This window comes from Mucilaginibacter sp. OK283 (assembly GCF_900110415.1).
Classification (GTDB): domain Bacteria; phylum Bacteroidota; class Bacteroidia; order Sphingobacteriales; family Sphingobacteriaceae; genus Mucilaginibacter.
The window spans coordinates 420,249-443,597 of the sequence record NZ_FODR01000004.1 but is presented as its reverse complement, the minus strand read 5'-3'; the positions used below and the strand labels follow the sequence as shown (position 1 = coordinate 443,597).

The window sequence follows — 23,349 nt, the reverse complement described above, 5'->3', positions numbered from 1 at the left end:
CTTTAGGTCGATTTGGATGTCGATTTATGAGATTTTGCCGATATCTTATTTCCCCTCTTTGATGCTTTTGAATGTGCTTTATAGTGACGGCCATGTTTTTCGGCTACGGGAGTTTTCCTGATTACAGGTGCAAAATCAACTGCCTCTGGGTGGGCCTGCGGATCGAAAGGGTTAAAGTAATAAATATCGGCCGCATCCCAGTTTTTTAAGCCTGCCTGTACCCGTTCATTAAATGCCGCCTCGTTTTTTACCTCAGGCGCAGTCCACCCAGCTTCGGCCAGGCCGGCAATCCGTGGAAAGAGCATAAAGTCCAGGCGTTTTTCTGATGCTATTTTCTCTGTCCAGATATTTGCCTGCACGCCGATGATTTGGTTTGATGCAAGCTGATCTGCATTTAATTGCCTGTCTGGAAAGTTATAGATATCTGTATACCGGTTAAATACACCCTTCCAGTTACGCCCCGAAACGTGTGTGCCATCCTGTAAAAAATCGAGATATAGCGGCAAGCGAGGACATAATACCACCTGGTAATTTTTCTGCAAGGCAAGACTTAGCTGGCCCGGCAAATTTTGCCGCCACCAAAAAATGATGGTTTTCCCAGTCGGCAAGTCGGTTTGGGTGGCCTCGTCCCAGGCCAGAATCTTACTGCCCATATTGGTTACAGTATCGGTCATCCGCTTAAAAAAGTAGCGTTCCAGCGTGCCAACATCAGCAAAACCCTTATTCTGCATCATCCGGGCAATGGCCGTATCTAACGACCATGCTTTAATACCCAAAACAACCTCATCGCCCCCCAGATGTATCATTTTTGATGGAAACAGAGCAGTTGTTTCCTTAATAACATTGGCTAAATACTGGTAAGTTTCTTCTTTGGCCGGGTTAAAAGTGAAATTTGGATAACCGGCTACACTCCCACCCGAATATTCGGGGTAGGCTTTATTAGCGGCGGTTGCATGGCCGGGCATGTCAATCTCCGGTATCACTGTTATAAAGCGCTGAGCAGCGTAATTAACCACTTCTTTGATATCATTTTGGGTATAATACATCGGAATGGCCTCTGCCGATGTATCGCTGTAATCACCCACCCCACCTACCGACGTTAACCTGGGGTACTTTTTTATTTCAATGCGCCAGCCCTGCACATCTGTCAAATGCCAGTGGAATTTATTGAGCTTGTAATAAGCCATCCAATCCAAAATCTGCTTAACCTTTTGCTTGCCAAAGAAATGCCGCGATTCGTCGAGCATTAAACCACGCCATTGGTAACGGGGCGCGTCGGTTATTTCTGTGGATGCAAGGCTTACGTTCTGATACTCACGGGCGTCTGTTGCATCGGTTGATGCGAGGGTAAGGTTATCACCTTCTTTAGGATGATCTTTAATAAGTTGTAAAAGCGATATCAAGCCATAAAAAACACCTTCTTTATTTGAAGATGATATGGTTACCTGCTCCGGCGTAATTTTTAGTGCGTATGCACCTATAGTTTGGTTTGTGTTGGTTAAAACGAGTTTAACGGTACTTTTTAAATCACCGTTGTTTATAGCAGGTGATAAACCTTTTGCTTTAAATAATTCCTTTTGAAAGTAAATAGCCAAAGTGGTTAATGAAGTATCGCTTAAGCTAATTGTCGAGTGATTATTGATGCTGATTTGCCCGGAACCACTTACAACCGACCGTGGCTGAGGAATGATGTTTAAATTTTGTGCTTTCAGGTATCCGGATATAAGAAGCAGCGCTATTAAGAATTTATATTTCATTAAAAAACAAGTCAAAATTATTGGGGTTGCGCTATGATAGCGATTTTATGCTAAATCGAGGTAATTTATTTGTAATATCTGAATTTGGGCACCTGGCTGCTTTATTTAAACACATGGCGTAGACATAAACGCGAGGGACGCAATTATACCCCTCTACGAAAAGGGGCCGGTCGTATTAAATACGACCGGCCCCGAATATTTGGCAATAAGCTGATAAAGCTAAACTACCCTCCTAATCAACTTAATCAACTACTTACCAAATCACTTCCATCCGCCACCTAATGAACGGTAAAGTTCGGCAGTAGCGCTTAGCTCATCTCTTTTAATGGTAGCAAGTGCTAATTCACCTTGCAATACATTGCCCTGGGCTGTTATTACTTCCAGGTAATTAGCCAGGCCGTTTTTAAATAACATGCTGGCGTTTGTTGTAGCTTGCTGCAGGGTTTTTACACGATTTGCAGCTATGGCTTGCTCCTGTTTTAGCTTTTCAATTTTAACCAGGGCGTCAGATACCTCGCCAACCGCATTTAAAACCGATTGCCTGAATTGCAGTACCGTTTTTTCGCGGTCAATTTGTGCAACTTTGTAAGTAGTACTTAATTGTTTGTGCTCCAGTAATGGAGTTACAACACTACCGCCAACTATACCAAACAACGAAGCTGGAATATTAAACCAATTGCTGGCCTTAAAGGAGTTAACGCCACCGCTTGCGGTGATCCTTAAAGCCGGGTACATTTCAGATTTGGTAATGCCGACTTTGGCGTTGGCAATAGTTAAAGCCAGTTCCTGTGTCCTGATATCGGGCCTGCGGCTGATGATGGCCGATGGAACCCCGGCAGTTAGCGTTTCGGGGAATTTAACATCATTTAATGTGCCATTGCGTTCGATAGCATCCGGCAATTTGCCTGCCAAGATACTAAGAGCGTTTTCCTGTACAGCTACGTTCCTTTCAAACTGTGGTACCAACTGCGCAGCTGCCTGCTGCTGTGCTTCGGCCTGTTGTACTGCCAGTAAAGTTACCTGGCCGGCATCATATTGTAACCGGATGATCCGGATAGTACTGTCATTCAGTTTAACATTCTTTTTAGCTATATCCAATTGTGCATCAAGCATCAGCAGGTTATAGTAACCTTGCGATACGTTTGCTACGATATTGGTTTGAATAGCCTTTTTTGCTTCGGCTGTTTGCAGGTATTCTGCAAGTGCCTGGCGGCTTTGGTTACGGATTTTGCCCCAGATATCGGCCTCCCACGAAAGGGCAAGGTTTGCTGAATAATCTTCAATGTGTTTGGTACTTAAGCCATACTGTTTAATGCTTAATCCGTTGAGGCTGTTATCGCTCGGGCGGCTGCTGCTTGCCGTTACATTTAGTGCAACCTCGGGTACATAATTCCATTTTACCTGTTTAAACAGTAACTGTGCTGCATCAATATTTTTGACCGCTATCTGCATGTCATAATTTTTTGCTATGGCGCTGTCAATCAGCTTTTGCAGGGTCGCGTCGGTAAAAAAATTCTTCCACTGTATATCGGCTATGCTGCTGGTATCGGCAGTGGTTATGGCTGTGGCGCTCCTGAAAGCAACCGGCAGCTCTGGTTTGGGTGTTTCCACATCCTTTGATACTTTACAAGCGCTTAAAAAGGCCGTAAGTAATACAAAAGCTAATGGAGTTATATAACGTTTCATTTTTTTAATATTAATAGAATCAAGAGATTAGAGTCAAGAATCAAGACGGCTTCAACAACTTTTTAAAGTCTGGATTCCTGGCTCTTGATTCTTGATTCTCAAAGATTAATTATTCTGTAGTTCCAATTTTTTAGGATCAATTGCGTGCCCTTTTTTGTGGCCTGGCCCGTCACCATTCAGCACGGCCAATGGTACACCGCTGATTCGTTCCTGTAATCCCTGGAATATCACAAACAATACCGGGATGATGAACAATCCTAAAATTACTCCTGAAACCATCCCTCCGGCTGCACCTATACTAATAGAGTGGTTACCTTGTGCTGATGGGCCTGTGGCAATACTCATCGGGAATAAACCGAATACGAAAGCCAGCGACGTCATGATGATTGGGCGTATCCTCAGCCTTGCAGCTTCAATCGCCGATTCAATTAAACCATGCCCCGCTTTTCGGCGCTGTACCGCAAACTCTACAATAAGGATGGCATTTTTGGCTAACAAGCCAATGAGCATGATTAAAGCCACCTGTACATAAATGTTGTTTTCGATACCGGTTAAACCTAATACCACAAACACACCTAAAATACCTGTAGGGATTGAAAGGATAACAGCCAATGGCAATATATAGCTTTCATATTGTGCTGATAATAAGAAGTATACAAACACCAAACAAAGCATAAAGATAATAGCCGACTGACCGCCCGAAGCAATCTCCTCACGGGTTTGACCAGCAAACTCATAGGCAAAGCCGGTAGGCAATTGTTCCTGTGCTGTTTCCTGTATAGCTTTAATGGCATCACCAGAACTATAACCCGGTTTTGGGATAGCGTTGATCTCGATAGAGTTGAACAGGTTATAACGGGAAGCCGTTTCTGAACCATACACACGGGTTAATTTAACCAGTGTATTGATAGGTACATTTTCGCCTGCTTTGTTTTTAACAAATACCCTGTCAATTGCCGAAGGATCTGTTCTATCGGCAGTATCAGCCTGCACTACCACGCGGTAGTATTTACCAAAGCGGTTGAAATCTGACGCCTGAGCTGTACCAAAATACGCCTGCATAGTTTGTAAAATGTCTTTAACATTTACGCCCAACTGACCGGCCTTTTCGTCATCAATTTCTAATTGCAACTGAGGATAATCTGCTTTATAAGATGTAAAGGCATAAGCTATTGCTGGTTTCTGCATCAGCTTTCCTATAAAATTATTGGCAACACCACTAAATTTATCCAGCTTACCGTTGGTTTTATCCTGCAATACCACATCCAAGGCTTCTACGTTACTAAAACCTGGCACCGTTGGAAAACTGAACACAAAGAAAGTACCGCCAGGTATGCCGCCTAATCTTCCTCTAACAATGTTCTGTATCTCGTCAATATTTTTAACTGCTCCCCGCTGTTCATTTGGTTTTAATAACAGGAAGATTACACCGGCAGATGGACTGCTGGATTGGGTTAAAAAGTTAAAACCAGACAATGCGGTAACAAACCTTGCCGACGGTAAAGTTTTCAGCTGATCTTCGGCTTGTTTAAAGATTTTATTGGTACCGCTTAATGATGTACCGGATGGCGTGCTAACAGCAATGGCCACAAAGCCCTGGTCTTCAGTTGGAATAAAGCCCGTTTTTGTTCTGTTTACCAGGTAAACGGTAGCTGCTATTACCAACACCAATCCACCTATGCTCAGCCACTTTTTACGGATAAGGAATTTTAAGCCTCCTACATACCTGTTGGTCATATAATTAAAACCACCATTAAAGCCTGCATAAAATTTATCTACAAAGCCTTTTTTAGGTGCGTCATGGCCATCTGCGCTGTGTTTGTTCTTTAAGAACAAAGCGGCAAGTGCAGGGCTTAAGGTTAAAGCGTTAACAGCCGATATAATAATAGCTATAGCCATAGTTAAGGCAAACTGCCGGTAAAATATACCTGTTGAGCCCACCATGAAGCTAACCGGTAAAAACACGGCAGCCATAACCAGCGTAATAGATATAATAGCGCCTGTAATTTCGTGCATAGCCTCGGTAGTTGCTGCCTTAGGGGTTAGGCTTGGGTCGTGCTCCATTTTGGCATGCACGGCCTCCACTACCACAATAGCATCATCCACCACAATACCTATGGCCAGCACCAGGGCAAACAGGGTTAAAAGGTTAACCGAGAAACCAAACAGGTTCATGAAGAAGAACGTACCGATAATGGCCACCGGAACAGCTATAGCCGGAATCAATGTCGACCTGAAATCCTGCAGGAATATAAACACTACGATGAACACCAGTATAAAAGCCTCTACCAATGTATGTTCAACCTGGTTAATTGATTCATCAAGATCGGTTTTGGTACGATAAAACTGATTGTATTTGATACCTGCCGGGAAATCTTTAGATAACTTAACCATCAGCTTATCAATCTCAATCTGAATTTGGTTGGCGTTTGAGCCCGACAACTGTATGATACCAATAATAATACCGTCGTGCCCGTTCAGGTTACTTACGCTATTATAGGAATAGGCGCCCAGTTCAACACGGGCTACATCTTTTAAATGCAATACAGAACCATCTGCGTTTGCACGGATAGCGATATTCTGATATTCCTCTGGTTTGGTAAGCTTACCTTTATATTTAATTACATATTCAAATGCCTCGTTACTGCGCTCACCAAATTTACCAGGCGCGGCTTCAAGGTTTTTGTCCTGTATAGCTGCCATTACTTCGGCGGGTGTAACTTTGTAAGTTGCCATTTGCGCAGGATTAAGCCAAACACGCATAGAGTAATCCTTAATACCACCAAATATACTGGCCGAACCTACACCCGTGATACGTTTAATTTCGGGCACAATGTTAATCTGTGCATAGTTTGCCACAAAGGTTTGATCGTATTTTTTAGGATCTTCTGAGTAGATGGCCATAGCACCAATGAAGCTGTTTTGCTGTTTGGTTGTGGTTATACCATATTGAACAACCTCGGCCGGTAACTGGCTTGTAGCCTGCGAAACACGGTTTTGAACGTTTACAGCTGCCTGATCGGGGTTGGTACCCTGTTTAAAGTAAACGGTGATACCCAATGTACCATCGTTACTGGCGGTAGATGTCATATAGGTCATATTTTCCACACCGTTAATCGCTTCTTCTAACGAAGGCGTAACAGAACGCAAAATAGTCTCGGCATTAGCGCCCGGGTAAACAGCCGATACCAATACCGCCGGAGGAGCGATATTCGGGAACCGCTCTAAGGGCAGTTTTGTTAAACCAAGTACCCCTACTATCACCAATAATATGGAGATAACGGTTGAAAGTACCGGTCTTTCTATGAATTTTTGAAACATGATTTTAATTTTTTAATTCGGATTTCGGAAGTGCGATTTCGGATTTATTAGACGCCACCTATCATTTCGTAATTGAACGATACAAACGGCTACCAATTAAACCTTTCACCTTTGGCCTTTAGCCTTTTACCTAAATCCTAACTCTTGATTCTTATTTATTAACTACAGCAGCAACCTTATCAGTAGCTTTTTGAGGTGCTATTACCATACCTTCGGCTAAGTGGTCCATGCCGCTTAGTACAATTTGGTCGCCGGCTTTAAGGCCATCTTTAACCAGGTAGTTTTCGCCGCTTTTGCCTACAATGTTGATAGGTACTTTTTTCACTTTATTGCTATCGGCAAGTGCGAAAACAAACACCTTATCCTGCATTTCGACAGTAGCCGACTCGGGCACTATCAATGCATCCGTATGTTGTAAGCTTAAACGTACTTTACCTGTATTACCGGCACGTAACAAACCATCGGGATTGGCAAAGTTTGCCCTGATGGTAATAGCGCCTGTGTTTTTATCAAACTGGCCGTCTATCACGTCTATTTTACCTTGTTTGGCATATTGGCTGCCATCTGCTAGTAGTAATGATACCGTAGGCAAGTGCTGTAGTTTTTCTTTTAAAGTAGTACCGGGATACTGTTCTTTAAAGGCTACGAAATCTTTTTCGCCCAAAGAGAAGTAAACATGCACATCATGCACATCAGACAATTGGGTTAAAGCTTCCACATCCTGCGGAGTAACCAGACTTCCCTGTTTTTTGAGTAAACGACCGATATAACCGCTAACCGGTGCTTTTATTAAGGTATAGCCTAAATTAATTTGCGCGGTTGACACATTTGCCTTAGCCGATTCGATATTGGCTTTAGCAACCTGCAGGCTGGCTTTTGCGGTTTTTAACTGGTAATCAGATACTACCTTGTTTTCAACCAGCGGTGTAAGCTTGTCAACTTCAAGTTGCGCGTTACCTGCTGCTGCTTCGGCCGCGTGTAAGCTGGCCAGGGCGTTGTTTAAGGCTGCGCGGTAAGGCTGCTCATTTATTTTAAATATGGGCTGGCCGGCGCTTACAAAAGCACCTTCGTCAACAAATACCTTGTCTAAAGTACCGTTTACCTGCGGACGAACTTCTACGTTAACGGTACCTTCAATAGATGCAGGATATTCCTGGTAAGTAGTTTGTGTGCCCGATGCTATTGCGGCAACAGGTAGTGCCGGCGGTGGCGGTGCCTGCTGCGTTTGCGGCTTGGGCGAGCAACCATATAATGTGAGTGCTAAAAGCGCTAATGGGATAATTTTCATGATACTTAATTTTGAGGGTGATAGATTGTGATTCATTTTGTTGCCTTGCGGCTGGTAGATATATGTTGAGTTAATTGTTTTCATTGCTGAATTGATATATGTGTGATTTTTATTGAAATGATAACCTTTGTTTTTAAGGCTATCGGTGGTGATTACTAACTGAGCTAACGTTTTGTAGCTAAATAGTTGCCGCGTTTTGTGTTTGATGACTTAACACTGTTTAGTAACGCTATGTAAAAGTTGATATCCATAGTTGTTTTATTATTTATTTGTTGTTGAGTTTACTTTTATTTAACACTGTTAAATTATTTAACGATGTTATTTTCGAAGCAAAAAATTACTCAGGTTTTATCGACCTGATGATACCGGTAATAGCATCCATTAATACCTGGCGATTGATATCGTCTGATGAACCGCGCCGCAATAAGTTGATAGACACCAACCCATGTACAACAGACCAAAAAGTGTAATATTTAGTGCAAATAACATCCGATTCGGGATTGTCAATACGCATCACCTTGCCAATTACATCGGTGAACAGGTCCCAGGGCATCACAGATTCTTCCAGCTTGTTTATCTCGTCGCAACAGCAATTGGTAGTAACGCCAAACATAATCTGGTAAAGCTCTTTGTTGGCAAAGGCGAAATTCCAGTAGGCAAGCCACATAGCCTCCAGTTGTTTTTCTGGCAGCAAGTGTTGTTCGTGAGCTGTCCTAAGGTCTTTAGCTAATAATAAGTAGCCTTTGCGGGCAAGTTCCAGCAAAATAGCTTCTTTATTAGCGTAATATTCATATATGATAGGTGCGGTGTATTCAATTACATCGGCAATTTTACGCATACTTAAAGCCTGCCATCCCTCCTCTTTAACAATTTGGAGCGCGGCATTCAGGATATTTATCCTGGTTTCGTCTTTTAAGCGTTGAATACGTTCTTTACTGGCCATTTTATTTACGCCTTAAATCATTTAACAGCGTTAAGCAAATATACAGCTGTTTATTTAGGCATAGTACCATCCATTTGTCAAATTGAGATCATGGAATTGTCAGGAGGAAGCCCCCTAACCCCCTGAAGGGGGAACTTTTTGATTTGCGAAGAGGCTTTTCTTAAAGCCTCCCCTTCAGGGGAGGTTTGGAGGGGCTATCTACTTTTTCACCAAATAGGCCAGTTGCCCCATGTGGTAGCCCTGGTGAACGGTTCTGTTGATGAGGATATTCAGTTTGTTGCGATGGGGTTCTTTTGCAAAATCTTCGGCAGGGATGGCGCTGTGTTTGGTAAACCAGTCTTCGGGCTGCATGGCATCAAATTTTTGTTTGAGGGTGGTGTTTACGTTGTGCCAGGCAGCTTTGATATCGGCTATCGGCGGTTTTTCCAGCCCGGAGTTATCGGAGTTTTTCAGGAATATCTCATCCATCTGCGGGTAAAGACGCTCGCCAAGTTCTAAATAGGTAAAAAGGCCGTCGCTTACCGCGGTTAAATGCCCTAAAAGATAGGTGCCGCTATTACGGTCGGGCGCTGTGAAGCCGGCAATTTGCTCGTCGGTTAGTTTATCAAGTAAGGCGTTAAGGCGGGTGTTTTGCAACTCCCAGTTTGATGTGGCTATTTTAATGAATAAAGCTGTGGTTGTTTCCTGTTGAATTTCCATATTAGGATTTATTTTGATAAATATAAGGTTGTGTCATCGATAAATTGACGCCTATTCTTCAGCCCAATGTCACAAGTTGCAAGCACAGAAATGAGATAGCCTTATGATTTCCGACTTAGTGCCGTTGACTTAACAATAGATTATTTTGAAACTACCTGCCAGCCATTAAATGGCTTTACTGTAGCACAATTTGGGCTGCCGTCTTTGGCTGTTCCGGCTACGTTTGTTTTAAGCATTAACGCCGCATCTGCATTTAGCTGATCGATGATCTCCCAGGTTATTCCGGCCATCGGAATTTTGAGCCTCCTGTTCCAGGGGCTAATCTGCCCGGCCAGCGTGCCGATATCGAGGTAAATAAAGTTGCCCATGTATGGGCCTTGTATAAATGGCCCGCCAAACCTTGGCAAAACATCTTTAAGCCTGTCCCCTTTTGTGGTTACCGTTAAATAAAAATTCAGGTCGCCCGAATCAGTTTTTTGGATTTGTACAGTTTCATATTTATTGCCCGATCCCTTTTGTAAACCAAAAGCGACCCCGGCGGTAGGCTTTTCGAGGATGATATGAAGCGATAGTTCCATGGTTTTATCAGATTTTGGTTAGTATCAATAAACAACGGTTAAGATACTGAAATCGCGAACTATATCTTTGATCTCTAAGCGTGATTTTGATATCATTCAATTTGTCTGAACTCGAATTACTAAGCGAATTTTTAGAATTTCCGAATTAGCTTTTTAATTCTGTTAATTCTTTGATTCTGTAAATTCTGATTCAGACAAAACCGCTAATCGTTCAATCGCTTTATGTAGTCCAAAAACATATACAGCGCCTTCTTCTTCCCTTCGGTTAAATCAAAATCAATTTTTACCATCAGGTAATCAACAATATCAAAGTCATCGCGCATAGGCAACTCTTTGAACAGCTCCTGCCTATGGTCGAGGCCGTATTTCAGGGCGGCGTTAAATTCCTGCATAAAATCATGCGGGATTGGTTTGTTGGCTATCCAGCCTGCAAACATGAACGGCAGGCCGGTAAACTTTTGCCATTCTTCGGCCAAATCGTATACATATTTATACTGGTCTTTTTTGCCAAAGGTGCGGTCGCCAATTTGAACAAAAGCCGTGTTTGGTTCGGTCGATAGGCTGTAGTTTGGAGCACCCTCAATTAACTCCGGACTTATTTTCCAATAGTTTTTAAGCAGTACACGCCCCAGGTTGTTAGATGAGCGCGATTCGGGATCAAGCTGCAGGTATTTAATATCGTGTACCGTGCAATTACTAAATATAAAAACCGAGTTTACCGCGCCTACGGCACCAATGCAGTAATCGGATACTATTTCCCAGTTGGGCAGGCTTAACGTGGCCGCCACGGGGATAAGGCCTATATCCGCCACGTCATCAATGAGTTTTTGGGCACAATCAGTCGGGGTGTCAAGGCTTAGTTCTATTTTATCTACAAAACCGGTATGTTGAAGGCCGTATATAAAGGGTTTGGTATTAGTGTAGCTTACTGCTGATATTCTGATCTTTTTCACAAGAAACGTTCTCTTTCAGGATTGTTTTAAATGTTCGGCATTGTTAAAATCTACAATAGCAAATTGTTGGCCATTATAAACAACTTTGTATAAAACCAAATTTTGATGCGGAAAGTTATCCATTTCGCTTAGTGGCTTGCCTGTTAAAATACAAAGCAATAAACGCATGGCGCGGCCATGCATGCAAACCAGTACGGTTTTTTCTTCGGGATGGCTCATGATCACCTTCAAAGCCTCGCGCTGACGGATCTCTACTTCGTTAGGGCTTTCGCCGCCTTCAAATTTACTATCCAATTTTCCATCCAGCCAATCGCGCATAATTTGCAAAAAGGCTGCTTTATTTTCCGGCGTGGGTAGCTGACCTTCATGAATACCCCAGGCCAGCTCATCAAGGCCCGGAAGCTTTTCAAATGGCAATCCCCCATCCAAAAAAGGCTGAATGCTTTGCTTTGTACGTTTTAGTGCAGATATATATGCTTTATCGAAAGGTACGTCTTTATAAGCCGCAAAAAACTGTTGAGCCTGCTTGCGGCCCTCGTCGTTCAGGTCGGTATCAACGCCCCTGCCCTGGATAATTCCCAACTTGTTGTATTCGGTTTGGCCGTGTCGTACTATGTATAAGGTTTTTTGCATCTTTTAGCTGAAAGCTGAAAGCATAAGGCTTAAAGCTTTGTTATTGTTGTCGTATTAATTATGTTGAAAGCACAATGTTTCTCCTTCTTTTTTGCTTTCAGCTTTTAGCCTTCTGCTTTAAGCTTAGTTTATTACCGGCAGTTTGTAATATTGCGGTTTGGGCTGGGTTTCAGGAAATTCAAAATCATTGTAATCGGTAACTACGTTATAAAGCGTATCGCGCTCTATAGGGTACCTGCCTACATGCTTAATCAGTTCCACCAGTTGTTTGGTGCTCATGCCGGGGTGCTGCTCTTCGGCGCCTGCCATCGAGTAAATTTTGGTGGTATCGTCAAGCGTACCGTCAATATCATCTACTCCAAAATTAAGCGAAAGCTGCGCCGTGGTACGGCTAATCATAGCCCAATAGGCCTTAATGTGATCGAAATTATCCAGGTAGATTCTCGCGACAGCATAATTACGCAAATCTTCAACAACAGTTGATTCAGGCACATGCGACATCTGGTTATCCTGGTTGCGGAATTTCAGCGGGATAAAAGTTTGGAAACCGCCTGTTTTATCCTGCAGCTGGCGTAAGCGTTCCATATGATCAACCCGGTGATGAAATTTTTCGATATGTCCGTAAAGCATGGTGGCGTTTGAGCGGCCACCCAGTTTATGCCATTCCTCGTGTATGGCCAGCCATTGGTCGCCGGTACATTTATCTTTTGAAATCAGGTCGCGAACCTCGGGGTGGAAGATCTCGGCTCCACCGCCCGGTATCGAGCCTAAACCGGCTTCCATCATCAATTTCATACCGGTGGCATAATCAATTTTGGCTTTTTTAAATATGTAATGGTATTCAACCGGTGTTAATGCCTTAATGTGCAATTCCGGGCGATGAGCGCGGATGCGGCCGAAAAGCTCCTGGTAAAAAGGCACATCATATTGCGGCAATACGCCACCTACAATATGTACTTCGGTTACCGGTTCGTCATCATATTTGGTTACCATGTTAAACATTTCGTCCATGGTATACTCCCAGCCTTCGGCTTTTTGCTTAAGCAGGCGCGAGTACGAGCAAAATTTGCAATCGTAAACGCAAAGGTTGGTGGGCTCGATATGAAAATTACGGTTGAAATAAGTTTTATCGCCATGGCGCTTCTCGCGGATGTAGTTGGCTAAAACACCAAGATAACCCAGGTCGCCCTGCTCATATAACGTAACACCTTCATCAAAGGTGATCCTTTCGCTGCGCTGTACCTTTTCGGCAATATGCTTTAAATCAGCAGGCAGGTCGGGGTTTTGTAATAATAACTGTAAATTATGCTCAGCTTCCATTCAAAAAACTTTGAACAAATGTACTAAAAAAGCGGAAAGCTTAAAGCCCAGGGCCTAAAGCAAGGGGCATCTTTACAATAAGATTATGAGGGGGGGGGGAAGCTTAAAGCCGAAGGCTGAAAGCAAAAACTAATTGGGGAAAGCCGAAAGCTAAAGGCTGAAAGCAAAAAGCTTAAAACAAGAATTGGAATAGCTTTCGGCCTTTAGCTTACAAAGCGGTTATGGCTGTAATGCTTATCCCTCTAAAGCAATCGTCGGCGCAATTGCGCGGCACATAACCACAGTCGGAAATAAGGCCGTGGTTTTTTGCTTCAAATATGATATCATTGGTTGCGGCATCAGCTTTAAGCCATTCGGTACGGGCCTTTAAGTAAATGTCATCTATCGTAAGTGCATTGGCTGCATCATTTGGGTGCGAGTTTATGGTGGCAGCATCTTCATGCCAGGCTTTAACGGTATCAGCGTTATTGGTGCCATCGTTACGGGATTGTACTTTAATGTAATCACGCGAAACAACTTTACCATTGCTTACAGCTACTTTGATGGTTACACCAAAACCTACCCACGAGCCAAAGGTTGTTGTATAGGAATATGAGTTTTTGCTGCTGTTTTTGAAACTTATCCAGGCTTTATAGCTGGCATCATATTCGCTTTGTTTGGCGATGTTTTCTTTTTTACAGGCAGTGACTAATAATAACAGAGCGATTGTAAGCAGGTGCAGGTTTTTCATGTTATATTTTTTAACAATTACGCAAAATTTACACGGCCTGCTACAACACATTACAAATAATCTTATTTACTTTGAAGGCACAACAACATCATCAACATAATGAAAACTGAAACGATAGCCATACACGCAGGCAACCATGTAGACGGATCATCAAAAGCCGTGATACAACCTATTGTTATGTCGACCACTTTTGAGCGTGACGAAGATGGTAGTTTTCCAGGCGGGCATATTTACAGCAGGGCATCGAACCCTAACCGGGCCTTGCTTGAAAATGTTATAGCCAAATTAGAGGGTGGCGCCGATGCAGCGTCATTTTCATCGGGTAACGCGGCGGGCATGTCGGTATTTCAGTCGCTGGCTCTGGGTACCCACATTATTTGCCCTGATGACATGTACCACGGCTTGCGTAATCAGCTTAAAAACCTATTTGCGGGTATTTTAACCTTTGATTTTGTTGATGTTAATGATATCGAAGTTTTAACCCAACACATCAGGCCCGAAACCGGGGTGATTTGGGTTGAAACGCCATCAAACCCACTGCTCAAGATCACCGATATAAAAAAAGTAGTTGCCTTTGCCAGGGCGAACAAAATTAAAGTAGTGGTTGACAATACTTTTGCCACTCCTATTTGCCAGCAACCATTGGCTTTGGGCGCCGATATGGTAATGCACTCGGCCACTAAGTACTTTGGAGGCCACAGCGACCTGATGGGCGGCGCATTAATTACCGCCAGAAAAAACGATTGGTGGGCCAAAATACGCCAGGTACAGGAAATGGGCGGCGCTATCCCCTCCCCAACCGACTGTTTCTGGCTGGTACGGAGTATTAAAACCCTGCCCTACCGTGTTAAGGGCCATGTTCACAATGCGCAATTGTTAGCTGAGTTTTTAGAACGGCACCCCAAAGTAGAACAAGTATTATATCCCGGACTGCCATCGCATCCACAGCATGAAATTGCTAAAGAACAGATGCTTGCCTTCGGTGGTATGCTATCCTTTATTGTTAAGGGTGATGAAAATGATACGCACAATATCATCAATAAATTAAAAATATTTACCAGGGCAACCAGCCTGGGAGGTGTTGAAAGTTTAATTGAGCACCGTGCAACGATGGAAGGCCCAGATACAAAAACGCCATTTAACTTATTGCGGGTTTCAGTTGGGTTGGAACATATTGATGATTTGGTGGAGGATTTGAAGCAAGCCCTGAGTTAAGGCTTGCTTTTACTGCCATATGCATTTAGCGAGACGCCTGTCCGCGCGGTTTGTCGTAATAAATTAAAAAATCATTTCTTCCCATATTCTGCTGCCATCTCATTAAGCTGCCCGCTGCTGATGGTTTGCCCGCCATTACTGATAACTACACGAAAACGAAAAGTCACCGCCTCGCCTTTATTTAAATGCAAATTCTTTGCCGATTTACCATTCGTAAAAATCTTCTCACCTAAAGGGTTAGCCGCAAATAAGCCATAACCCCTGGCATGCCAAAATGTGGGATAATTAGGATTTTGAGGATGATCTATAATAGCGATACCTACCGAATCGGCACCCATTTTACCGTAAACCTTGCACCATACGCCGCGGCTGCTCCAGGCATCGTTACCTGTTTTGCCAGCGCTGGTTAAGTAATTGCCGTTGGCCACTTTATCGGTACCGGCTTTAACTATGGTTACATTGCCTTTATCATCGGTAAATTTTTGGTCTTCAGTAGCAGGCATCTGCAGGTCATGAGCCAGGCGCAGGCCAAGCAGGCCGTCTTTAGCATCGGTAAAAGTTGCATCCACACTGGCTTTTAGTGTAGTAATACGATCTACAATGCGCTGATTGGCTGTTCCGCTGAATTCAAAACGGGTGGTTTCTTCTAAAATGACATCTTTTTGCTGGTTAGTCCAGTTTGCATGGTATGCCAATACGCCGGTTGTGCCGCTTTTGGTTTCCAGCACCTTGTCGGTACGGATCCAGCCGTACAAATTCTTTTTCTCTTTATGAATGGCATAGGAGTTATTCCAAAAATCCAGTCCGTTCAGGTTTTCAAAATTAAACCAAAGGCCTATGTGATGTGGATGGTCGGTTGGGTCCCCGGGCTTTGGATCAAGCGGAAAGCCACGGGTAACAACAGTTCCATTAGCTGTGCGTAAAGGATATAAAACCGGTTTCTCAAGACTATCAGGGTACAGAAAACTTGTAAACGGCTTACCGCCGATAAACACATCTACCTTACGTTCCTTTTTTGACTCTACAACCTTTACCGGCTCGCTTTTTTGAGCGGCTACACCTGTGGCAAAAGCTATTGAGGCTATCATTAAACCTGTTTTTTTTAAAGTATTTATCATCATTACTTATCAATATTTAAAAACTTTACCGTTTGCCATTACTTCCTGGGTGCTTTCATCAAACGTTGCCTTAACACCGGTGTGTACCGCCGCATTGGTCATGATATTGGCAATAGAATGGCTGTACCCAGCTTCCACCGGAGCATTGGGTTGCTTACGGCTGCGTACGCATTCCATCCAGTTGCGCACATGGTTTGAAGTAAGCACATCGCCGCCGGTGTTGGCCGATGCTACAACCTGTTGTGTATTTGCCAGGCCAATCTCGGGCAGCAGGTTGGCTTTCATGCCCATAGCGGCAGCCATTTTTTCTGTGAGCCCGCCTTTTGGAGACACTTTATTGGTGATCAGGTTTAGTTCGCCTCCGTTGGAATAGTAGATTTCGGCGGGATGTTCATCTCCGTTATGCATGCGCGAACCAAAGGTAACCTGGAAACCGGTTGACAGATCATCCAGCGGACCATAATCAAAGGCAGCCAAAATGGTATCCCAGTTGCGGCGGCCATCTTTCCACATATAAATACCGCCGTTGGCAACAACGCTGCGCGGGTGCTTCAAACCGGTAAACCAATGTACTGTATCAATCTGGTGGCTCATCCACTGGCCGGGCAATCCGGAGGAGTATGGCCAAAATAAGCGATATTCCAAATATTTGCGCGGATCGAAAGCCTCGTATGGCCGGTTCATGATAAAGCGTTTCCAGTCGGTATCTTCTTCTTTTAACTTACTAAGTAATTCGGGCCGGCGCCAGCGGCCCGGCTGGTTAACGTTCCAGGTAAGCTCGACCATGGTAATAGGCCCAAACTTACCCGAGCGGATAAAATCATTGGCAGCGTGATAATTATCTCCGCTCCTGCGCTGCGATCCTATCTGCACTATTTTTCCAGATTCCTTAACGGCCTTAAGCGCCGCGCGGTTATCCTCCATAGTTTCGGCAAATGGCTTTTCCACATACGCATCACACCCTGCTTTAACAGCTTCAATTGCATGGCGTGCATGCTGAAAATCGGCCGTACTAATAAATACCGCGTCGACGGTTTTGCTATCGTACATCTCCTCGTTATTGCGGTACGCCTTTACATCGTTCTGCATTTTTTCTTTCCATACAGCGGCACCTTCTTCGCGGCGGTTTTTCCAGATGTCGGATACGCCAACCACTTCGAAATTAAGCTCTTTATAATGATTCATGAAGCTGGGGATGTGCGAACTTTTATGCCTGTCGGAAAAGCCGACAACACCAACCCGAACACGGTCATTAGCACCAATAATGCGTTTGTAGCTTTTGGCGCTCCACGCGTTTTTAGTGATCAATACGCCTGCTCCTGCTATAGCAGCCTGTTTTATAAATGTACGACGAGAGTTTTCCATACTGTAAGGTTTACTGTTTTTTCAGTGTAGATATAAATTGGTTTAAATAGCGGTTTGTGGTGCCGCGATATCAAATATCGAAGAAATACCGCATAATGCATTATTCTTTTTTGTAAGAAGCGTATTACAATGTATAAGGTGAACAAGCCGGCTAATGCCCCGGATATAACAATAAGTACTTCACTATCAAATTTTTATCCTATTAAAACCTTTCACGACCTAATATTTTAATCCTTTAATATATTCAATAGTAACAGGAATTTGCGTTGCGTACGATGGGCTTTCATCCTCAATAAAATAATGCCTTACGCCCGCTTTCCTTGCTGCTTTAAGCACCGCCGGGATATCGATTTGACCGGTGCCAAGGGCTACATCGTTTTTAGTATCGGTGCCCCCGGTAAGGTCATTGGCTACGCCTTTGCGAATATCCTTAAGGTGCATCAGTTTAATGCGGGTTGGATATTTTTCTATCAGCTTAGCCGGGTCCTGCCCGCCATGGAACGACCACAACAGGTCGATCTCGAATGATACATACTTTGGGTCGGTATTTTTAGCGATATAATCAAACAGGGTTCCGTCCTCGTAAGGGCCAAACTCATACCCATGGTTGTGGTAGCAAAATGTAATCCCGGCTTCTGCAAGGTATTTGCCAACCGTATTAAAATCAGTAACCGCTTTTTTGGCATCTTCCAGGGTAAACTCCTTACCATGCGGAATCCAGGCTACCATCACATATTTGGCTCCTAACGCTTTAGCCTGTTTCACCACCTGGGCCGGGCTTTTTACTATATCATCATATCCCGCTCCTATCGATGGGATGCTAATTCCTCTTTCGTTACAAAGCTTACGGAAAGCTTCGGGCGTCATGCCCTTGGGTTCCTGTCCTTCCAGTTCGGTTATGCCCATTGCTTTAATGGTATCCAACACAGCTATGGTAGCCTTGGGCATACTGCTTCGGAAGGTATAAGCTTGTACACCTATTTTGCCGACAAAAACCGGTTTGCCGCTTTGAGCAAAAGCATTGGAGGTTAATAAGCCTAAACCTACACAGGCGTTTATTATAACTGATGATGTTTTCATATGTGGTGTTTTGTATGTTATTGACCGAAGCGAATATCGCTTAATTTAAGGATGCCATCATTTGGTTTGGTACGTTTAATGGCAAAAACAAATACATTGTGTTTGCCGGTAACCTGCTTTTGCACATCGCCGCTTAACCAGGCCAGTTTATCCCAACTGCCGGTATCGCCATAAGTTGCCAAACAAATAACGGGGCCTGCCTGTGAATCCATCCGTACTTCAATCTCGCCATCAACTCCCTTCGATCCGTATTGGAAGCTCATTTTTTTGATATCGGTTAAATCCACATCCCTGAACAACACAAACGATTTATGGTTACCCAGCGACAGATCGTCTTTAAAACGATTGAATCCTTTTAATTCATCAGCATAAACTGCTTTTACATCAGCATTGCGCAAAGTTACCACATCAATACCTGTAAGCGGACCAACCACCTTACCACCTTTATCTGTATAGGATGCAAACAGCGTGTACTGCCCGCGCGGCTCGGCGTCGCTAAATTTCAGGTTCAGGCTACCGTTAAGCGGTAAGGCAGTGGCCTTGCCCTTTTTGTCGGTAAGCGAAAAAATGTATTTCACTATCTCCCTGGTATCGGCGGCCGAAAGCTGAGGGTGCGCGCTCATGACATGTTCGGTTCCCCAGCTGCCTGCGCCACCGGCTATGATTTTTTTGGATAGCTTATCAACCGATCCTTTTTGTGTTTTATACCGATTGGCTATCGCTATAAAACTTGGCCCTACAGCGGTCTTGTTGGCCAGGTGGCACGATTTACAATCGCTATTGGCCATCAACGCCTTGCCGGGATAGCTTATCTCGTTGGCCGACAAAGTAGCCAGGCTTTGCACTGTTTTACTATCGGTTGACGGCTGCGGGTTATAGATGTAAAATAACTTCACCCGTTTAGGGTCTATCTTACCGTCTTCTTTATCCTTCACCACCACATGGTATTTAAAGGGCTGCCCCTTTTGGACGAATGATTTGTTACCAGTACCGGCAATAGTAACTACCGGCCTTGTATTACCCACCCTCACTATAATGGTATCACGCCCTGTAGCACCGCCTTTATCGGTAACTTTTAAAATAGCCTTGTAAACACCCGGCTTAGTATAGGTATAGCTTGACGAGGCTGTTGCTGCTCCCACCGTTTTACCATCAAACAACCACTGATAGGTTATTTTATCGTCATCATCCAAATCTTTACTGTTCTGGCTATTAAAACCTACGGTTAGCGGTGCCTGGCCTGATATCTCTTTTTTTACGGGCATTTCCTTCAACTCGGCAGTAAGGTATTTGGTATGCTGGTAGTAGGCTTGCGTAGCGGTATCGGTAATACCGGCTTTGGCAATTGGCGCGCGGTTGCCGGTGTTGTATTCAATTTTTACCAGGCGGGCATCTTCGTTTTGCGCCCCGTACACAGATCCGTATTCCAGCATATATAAAGCACCATCGGGGCCGAACTGCATATCAATAGGTCGCCGGAAATCGCCATTGGCGGGCATAAAAGCCTCATTGCGCACGTAGTTTTCGTTTTCATCAAACGTGAGGCTTATTACCCAGTTGCGCATCCAGTCGGCAACAAATAATTTACCGTCGTAATAATCAGGGAACTTATTGGGATTTTTAACATTGGCATTATACTTATAAAAATCGCCACCTATAGCGCAGCGCCCGCCTAATCCCAATTCCGGGAACTCATCCGATGCGGCGTAAGGGTACCAGATCATGGCGGGTGTGGCGGGTGGCAATACATTTAAGCCGGTATTATTGGGCGAGTTATTTACCGGCCGTTTAGGATCAAACATTGGCCCCGGTGTGCCCGTAACAAAATCCCAGTGCGAGTAGGCAAAGTTGTTGCCCACAAAATACGGCCAGCCAAAGTTGCCTGCCTTGCGTGCCTGGTTAAATTCATCATATCCACGCGGGCCACGCGACGAATCTTTACCCGCGTCGGGCCCAATCTCGCCCCAGTATAAAACCGAGGTATTGGGGTTTACCGCAATGCGGTATGGGTTACGGCAACCCATCACATAAATCTCCGGTTTGGTTTTGGCCATACCTTTAGGAAAAAGATTTCCTTCGGGTATGGTGTAAGTGCCATCAGCCTCGGGATGAATGCGCAGTATTTTGCCTTTAAAGTCATTGGTATTGCCTGCGCTACGCTGGGCATCCAGGCTAAAATGCTCTTTCCCGGGGCGTTCGTCCAGCGGTGCGTAACCATCGGCCGGGAACGGGCTCGAGCTATCGCCTGTAGACAGGTATAGGTTACCGTTTTTATCCCAGGCCAATGAGCCGCCGTGGTGTGCGCCGCTTACTATTTGTACCGGCACTTTTAACAAAACTTTTTCCGATTTCAAGTCGAGCACGTTAGTCGGGCTCAATTTAAAGCGTGAGAGCTGGAAGTTTAACGGCTCAACGGTTTGTCCTTCGGGCATGTAATAAATATACACAAACTGGTTAGTTTCAAAATTTGGGTCAAGCGTTAGGCCAATAACCCCGGTGCCCCCCTGGTAAGTGATGGGGAATTTATGGATCACTTTAAACTGGTTGGTTTTGGTATTATAAACCGAAAAATTACCCATCAGCTGGGTAAAAAATACGCGGCCATCTTTAGCCGTAGCCAGTTCCATAGGCGATGCCACGTTGCTAACCAATACCGTTTTAATGAAGCGGGTTTGATCGGGCGATACTTTGGCGTATGCTTTACCGTAGTCCAGCGGTTTGCCGTTGCCCATGGCGTATTTAATACCGCCAAGCATCTGCCCTAAAAACAAAGGATCGCTATAGCTTTCGTCGGTGTGGCCGCATCCGGTATAAAACGAGCGCCCACCATCAAACTCATGAAACCAGGTTATGGGGTGATTAGCCCCGTTGGTGCCGCCATCGTAGGTGTTTTCGTCAAGGCTGGCCAAAATATGTATCCCGCTATAGATGGATTTGTAGTTGTACCACTCGTCGGTACGCTCCCATCGGGCAGGCAAACCAGCAGTTATCGGGTTTGTACGGTCGGTAACATCTATAGTAGCCGTACGGATATTGGAATTATTGGGATGGCTTGAAAAATACGCGCCCACCAGTTTACCATACCATGGCCAGTCGTACTCGGTATCGGCAGCCGAATGGAAGCCTGCATATCCGCCCCCGGCCTGTATGTACCGCTCAAACGCTGCCTGCTGCGCGGCGTTAAGTACATTACCCGTGGTACATTGAAATATAACGGCATCGTATTTTTTAAGATTCTCGTCGGTAAAAGCTTCAGAATTGGTTGTGGTATCAACATCGAAATTATTTTCTTTACCCAGCTTCTGGATAGCAGCTATACCAAACGGGATACAGGAATGGTGCCAGCCCAACGTTTTTGAAAAAACCAGCACATGCTGCCGCGGAACAGGTTTTTTAAACGAATACAGCCCAAAGCTGAGCCCTATCAATAAAATACAGGCGAGTTTTAATTTTAATGACATGAGTTGAGAGATTTAGTTGATGTACATTTTGTTGCCAATAAGCCCGCCGGCAATAACGCATAAAAGCGCTGCAAGAATGGGCTGATAAGGCCCGGTGATAAATATGTATTATGTAACGGTAAAAAAGTACCGGCTAACTAATTGGCTCAACAATATTAACGATTTAGCAAACCACTGTGTAATAAATACACCCTTATTTCGCGCTCGCGGCGCATTGTAAATGAATTGTTACCCTTGGTTTGCTGAAACGATTTACAACCTGTCGTAAACTACCCTAAACTTTGTCGCATACTGCTATTTGCGCAATTAGCCCCTGGCGTTAAATTTGAATTATGAAAAACTTAATGCTGCTATATATTAAGATCACTACTTTTATAATTATACTTATGACAACAGCGACAACCACCCAGGCACAAAATGCCGGTAAATATGCCCATGTAAACGGCATAAAAATGTATTATGAAATTCATGGCACAGGCCATCCGCTGGTATTAATTCACGGTGGTGGTTCAACCATGCATACGTCATTTGGTAAAATTATGCCCCAACTGGCCAAAACCCATATGGTTATTGCTGTCGATCTGCAAAATCACGGTCGCACATCTGCCAGGGAGATTCCCGAAACTTTTGAGCAGGATGCCGATGATGTAGCCGAACTGCTAAAACAATTAAGCATTAAAGGTGCCGATGTTATGGGTTTTAGCAACGGCGGCAGCACTACCCTGCAATTGGCCATCAGGCATCCCGAATTAGTACGTAAGCTGGTTGCCATTTCGGCACTTTATAAACGTTCCGGAACGTTCCCCTGGTTTTGGGATTTTATAAACAAAGCAGATCTATCTTCGATGCCACAGATTTACAAAGATGTTTACCTGGCCATCCCCGGCAATACCCAGGCAGGGCTGCAAAACATGCAAGATAAAGATGCCAAACGGATGCAGACTTTTAAGGATTGGAACACCGACGATATCAAAGCCATTCAGGCTCCTACCCTGGTCATCGTAAGCGATCAGGATGTGATAACGCCCGAGCACGCTATAGAGTTGTCGCGGTTATTGCCACATGGCCGGCTAACCATTATGCCCGGCAGCCACGGCGCTTTCATGGGCGAGGTTATGGCGCCAAACCCGGATAGTAAAGTACCGGAGTTATTTGTAGCGATGCTTGATGAGTTTTTAACGGCTGAATAACGGCAGCGCCCA

Annotated in this window: 17 protein-coding genes; 2 read left to right on the top strand and 15 right to left on the bottom strand. The window is 44.3% G+C overall.

Annotated elements, in window-relative coordinates; genetic code table 11:
* Positions 1 to 2: 2 nt before the first annotated feature.
* From BMX56_RS12740 to BMX56_RS12690, 11 genes are all read right to left on the bottom strand, one after another.
* Positions 3 to 1,757 carry a beta-N-acetylhexosaminidase gene (locus BMX56_RS12740; RefSeq protein WP_090647644.1) on the bottom strand — a complete coding sequence of 585 codons (1,755 nt, stop codon included), beginning with the start codon at positions 1,755 to 1,757 and terminating at the stop codon, positions 3 to 5.
* A 261-nt stretch (positions 1,758 to 2,018) separates the two neighbouring features.
* A complete protein-coding gene (locus BMX56_RS12735) occupies positions 2,019 to 3,443 on the bottom strand; it encodes an efflux transporter outer membrane subunit (RefSeq protein WP_090647639.1) in 1,425 nt (474 codons plus the stop codon).
* A 105-nt stretch (positions 3,444 to 3,548) separates the two neighbouring features.
* Positions 3,549 to 6,764, bottom strand: coding sequence for an efflux RND transporter permease subunit (locus BMX56_RS12730; protein WP_255369830.1), 3,216 nt, complete (start codon positions 6,762 to 6,764; stop codon positions 3,549 to 3,551).
* A gap of 151 nt (positions 6,765 to 6,915) precedes the next feature.
* Entirely contained in the window at positions 6,916 to 8,052 is a 1,137-nt protein-coding gene (locus BMX56_RS12725; RefSeq protein ID WP_090648054.1) for an efflux RND transporter periplasmic adaptor subunit, read from the bottom strand.
* Positions 8,053 to 8,389: 337 nt separating this feature from the next.
* Positions 8,390 to 8,995 (bottom strand): TetR/AcrR family transcriptional regulator, encoded by a 606-nt coding sequence (locus tag BMX56_RS12720; protein ID WP_090647628.1) that lies wholly within the window; start codon positions 8,993 to 8,995, stop codon positions 8,390 to 8,392.
* A 198-nt stretch (positions 8,996 to 9,193) separates the two neighbouring features.
* Positions 9,194 to 9,694, bottom strand: coding sequence for a DinB family protein (locus tag BMX56_RS12715; protein ID WP_090647619.1), 501 nt, complete (start codon positions 9,692 to 9,694; stop codon positions 9,194 to 9,196).
* A 140-nt stretch (positions 9,695 to 9,834) separates the two neighbouring features.
* Positions 9,835 to 10,272: a DUF5990 family protein gene (locus BMX56_RS12710; protein WP_090647611.1), complete on the bottom strand. Its 438-nt coding sequence runs from the start codon at positions 10,270 to 10,272 to the stop codon at positions 9,835 to 9,837.
* A gap of 203 nt (positions 10,273 to 10,475) precedes the next feature.
* Positions 10,476 to 11,225 carry a menaquinone biosynthetic enzyme MqnA/MqnD family protein gene (locus BMX56_RS12705; RefSeq protein ID WP_090647607.1) on the bottom strand — a complete coding sequence of 250 codons (750 nt, stop codon included), beginning with the start codon at positions 11,223 to 11,225 and terminating at the stop codon, positions 10,476 to 10,478.
* 15 nt (positions 11,226 to 11,240) lie between these two features.
* Positions 11,241 to 11,858, bottom strand: coding sequence for a histidine phosphatase family protein (locus BMX56_RS12700; RefSeq protein WP_090647603.1), 618 nt, complete (start codon positions 11,856 to 11,858; stop codon positions 11,241 to 11,243).
* Positions 11,859 to 11,981: 123 nt separating this feature from the next.
* On the bottom strand, positions 11,982 to 13,178 hold the full coding sequence (gene mqnE / locus BMX56_RS12695) for an aminofutalosine synthase MqnE (RefSeq protein ID WP_090647599.1): 1,197 nt from the start codon (positions 13,176 to 13,178) through the stop codon (positions 11,982 to 11,984).
* Between the two features lie 208 nt (positions 13,179 to 13,386).
* Positions 13,387 to 13,908 carry a hypothetical protein gene (locus tag BMX56_RS12690; RefSeq protein ID WP_090647595.1) on the bottom strand — a complete coding sequence of 174 codons (522 nt, stop codon included), beginning with the start codon at positions 13,906 to 13,908 and terminating at the stop codon, positions 13,387 to 13,389.
* Positions 13,909 to 14,007: 99 nt separating this feature from the next.
* On the opposite strand from BMX56_RS12690, the gene BMX56_RS12685 reads away from it, so the two are divergent.
* Positions 14,008 to 15,123 carry a trans-sulfuration enzyme family protein gene (locus BMX56_RS12685; protein ID WP_090647590.1) on the top strand — a complete coding sequence of 372 codons (1,116 nt, stop codon included), beginning with the start codon at positions 14,008 to 14,010 and terminating at the stop codon, positions 15,121 to 15,123.
* 71 nt (positions 15,124 to 15,194) lie between these two features.
* On the opposite strand, the gene BMX56_RS12680 is transcribed toward BMX56_RS12685, so the two are convergent.
* From BMX56_RS12680 to BMX56_RS12665, 4 genes are all read right to left on the bottom strand, one after another.
* Entirely contained in the window at positions 15,195 to 16,244 is a 1,050-nt protein-coding gene (locus BMX56_RS12680; RefSeq protein WP_218152412.1) for a DUF6807 domain-containing protein, read from the bottom strand.
* 6 nt (positions 16,245 to 16,250) lie between these two features.
* Positions 16,251 to 17,606, bottom strand: a complete 1,356-nt coding sequence (locus BMX56_RS12675; protein ID WP_090647580.1) for a Gfo/Idh/MocA family protein — start codon at positions 17,604 to 17,606, stop codon at positions 16,251 to 16,253.
* A gap of 219 nt (positions 17,607 to 17,825) precedes the next feature.
* A complete protein-coding gene (locus tag BMX56_RS12670) occupies positions 17,826 to 18,686 on the bottom strand; it encodes a sugar phosphate isomerase/epimerase family protein (protein WP_090647576.1) in 861 nt (286 codons plus the stop codon).
* Between the two features lie 17 nt (positions 18,687 to 18,703).
* A complete protein-coding gene (locus BMX56_RS12665) occupies positions 18,704 to 22,147 on the bottom strand; it encodes a ThuA domain-containing protein (RefSeq protein WP_090647570.1) in 3,444 nt (1,147 codons plus the stop codon).
* Between the two features lie 386 nt (positions 22,148 to 22,533).
* Between BMX56_RS12665 and BMX56_RS12660 the strand changes: the two genes are divergently transcribed.
* Positions 22,534 to 23,337 carry an alpha/beta fold hydrolase gene (locus BMX56_RS12660; protein WP_255369829.1) on the top strand — a complete coding sequence of 268 codons (804 nt, stop codon included), beginning with the start codon at positions 22,534 to 22,536 and terminating at the stop codon, positions 23,335 to 23,337.
* Positions 23,338 to 23,349: the final 12 nt, after the last annotated feature.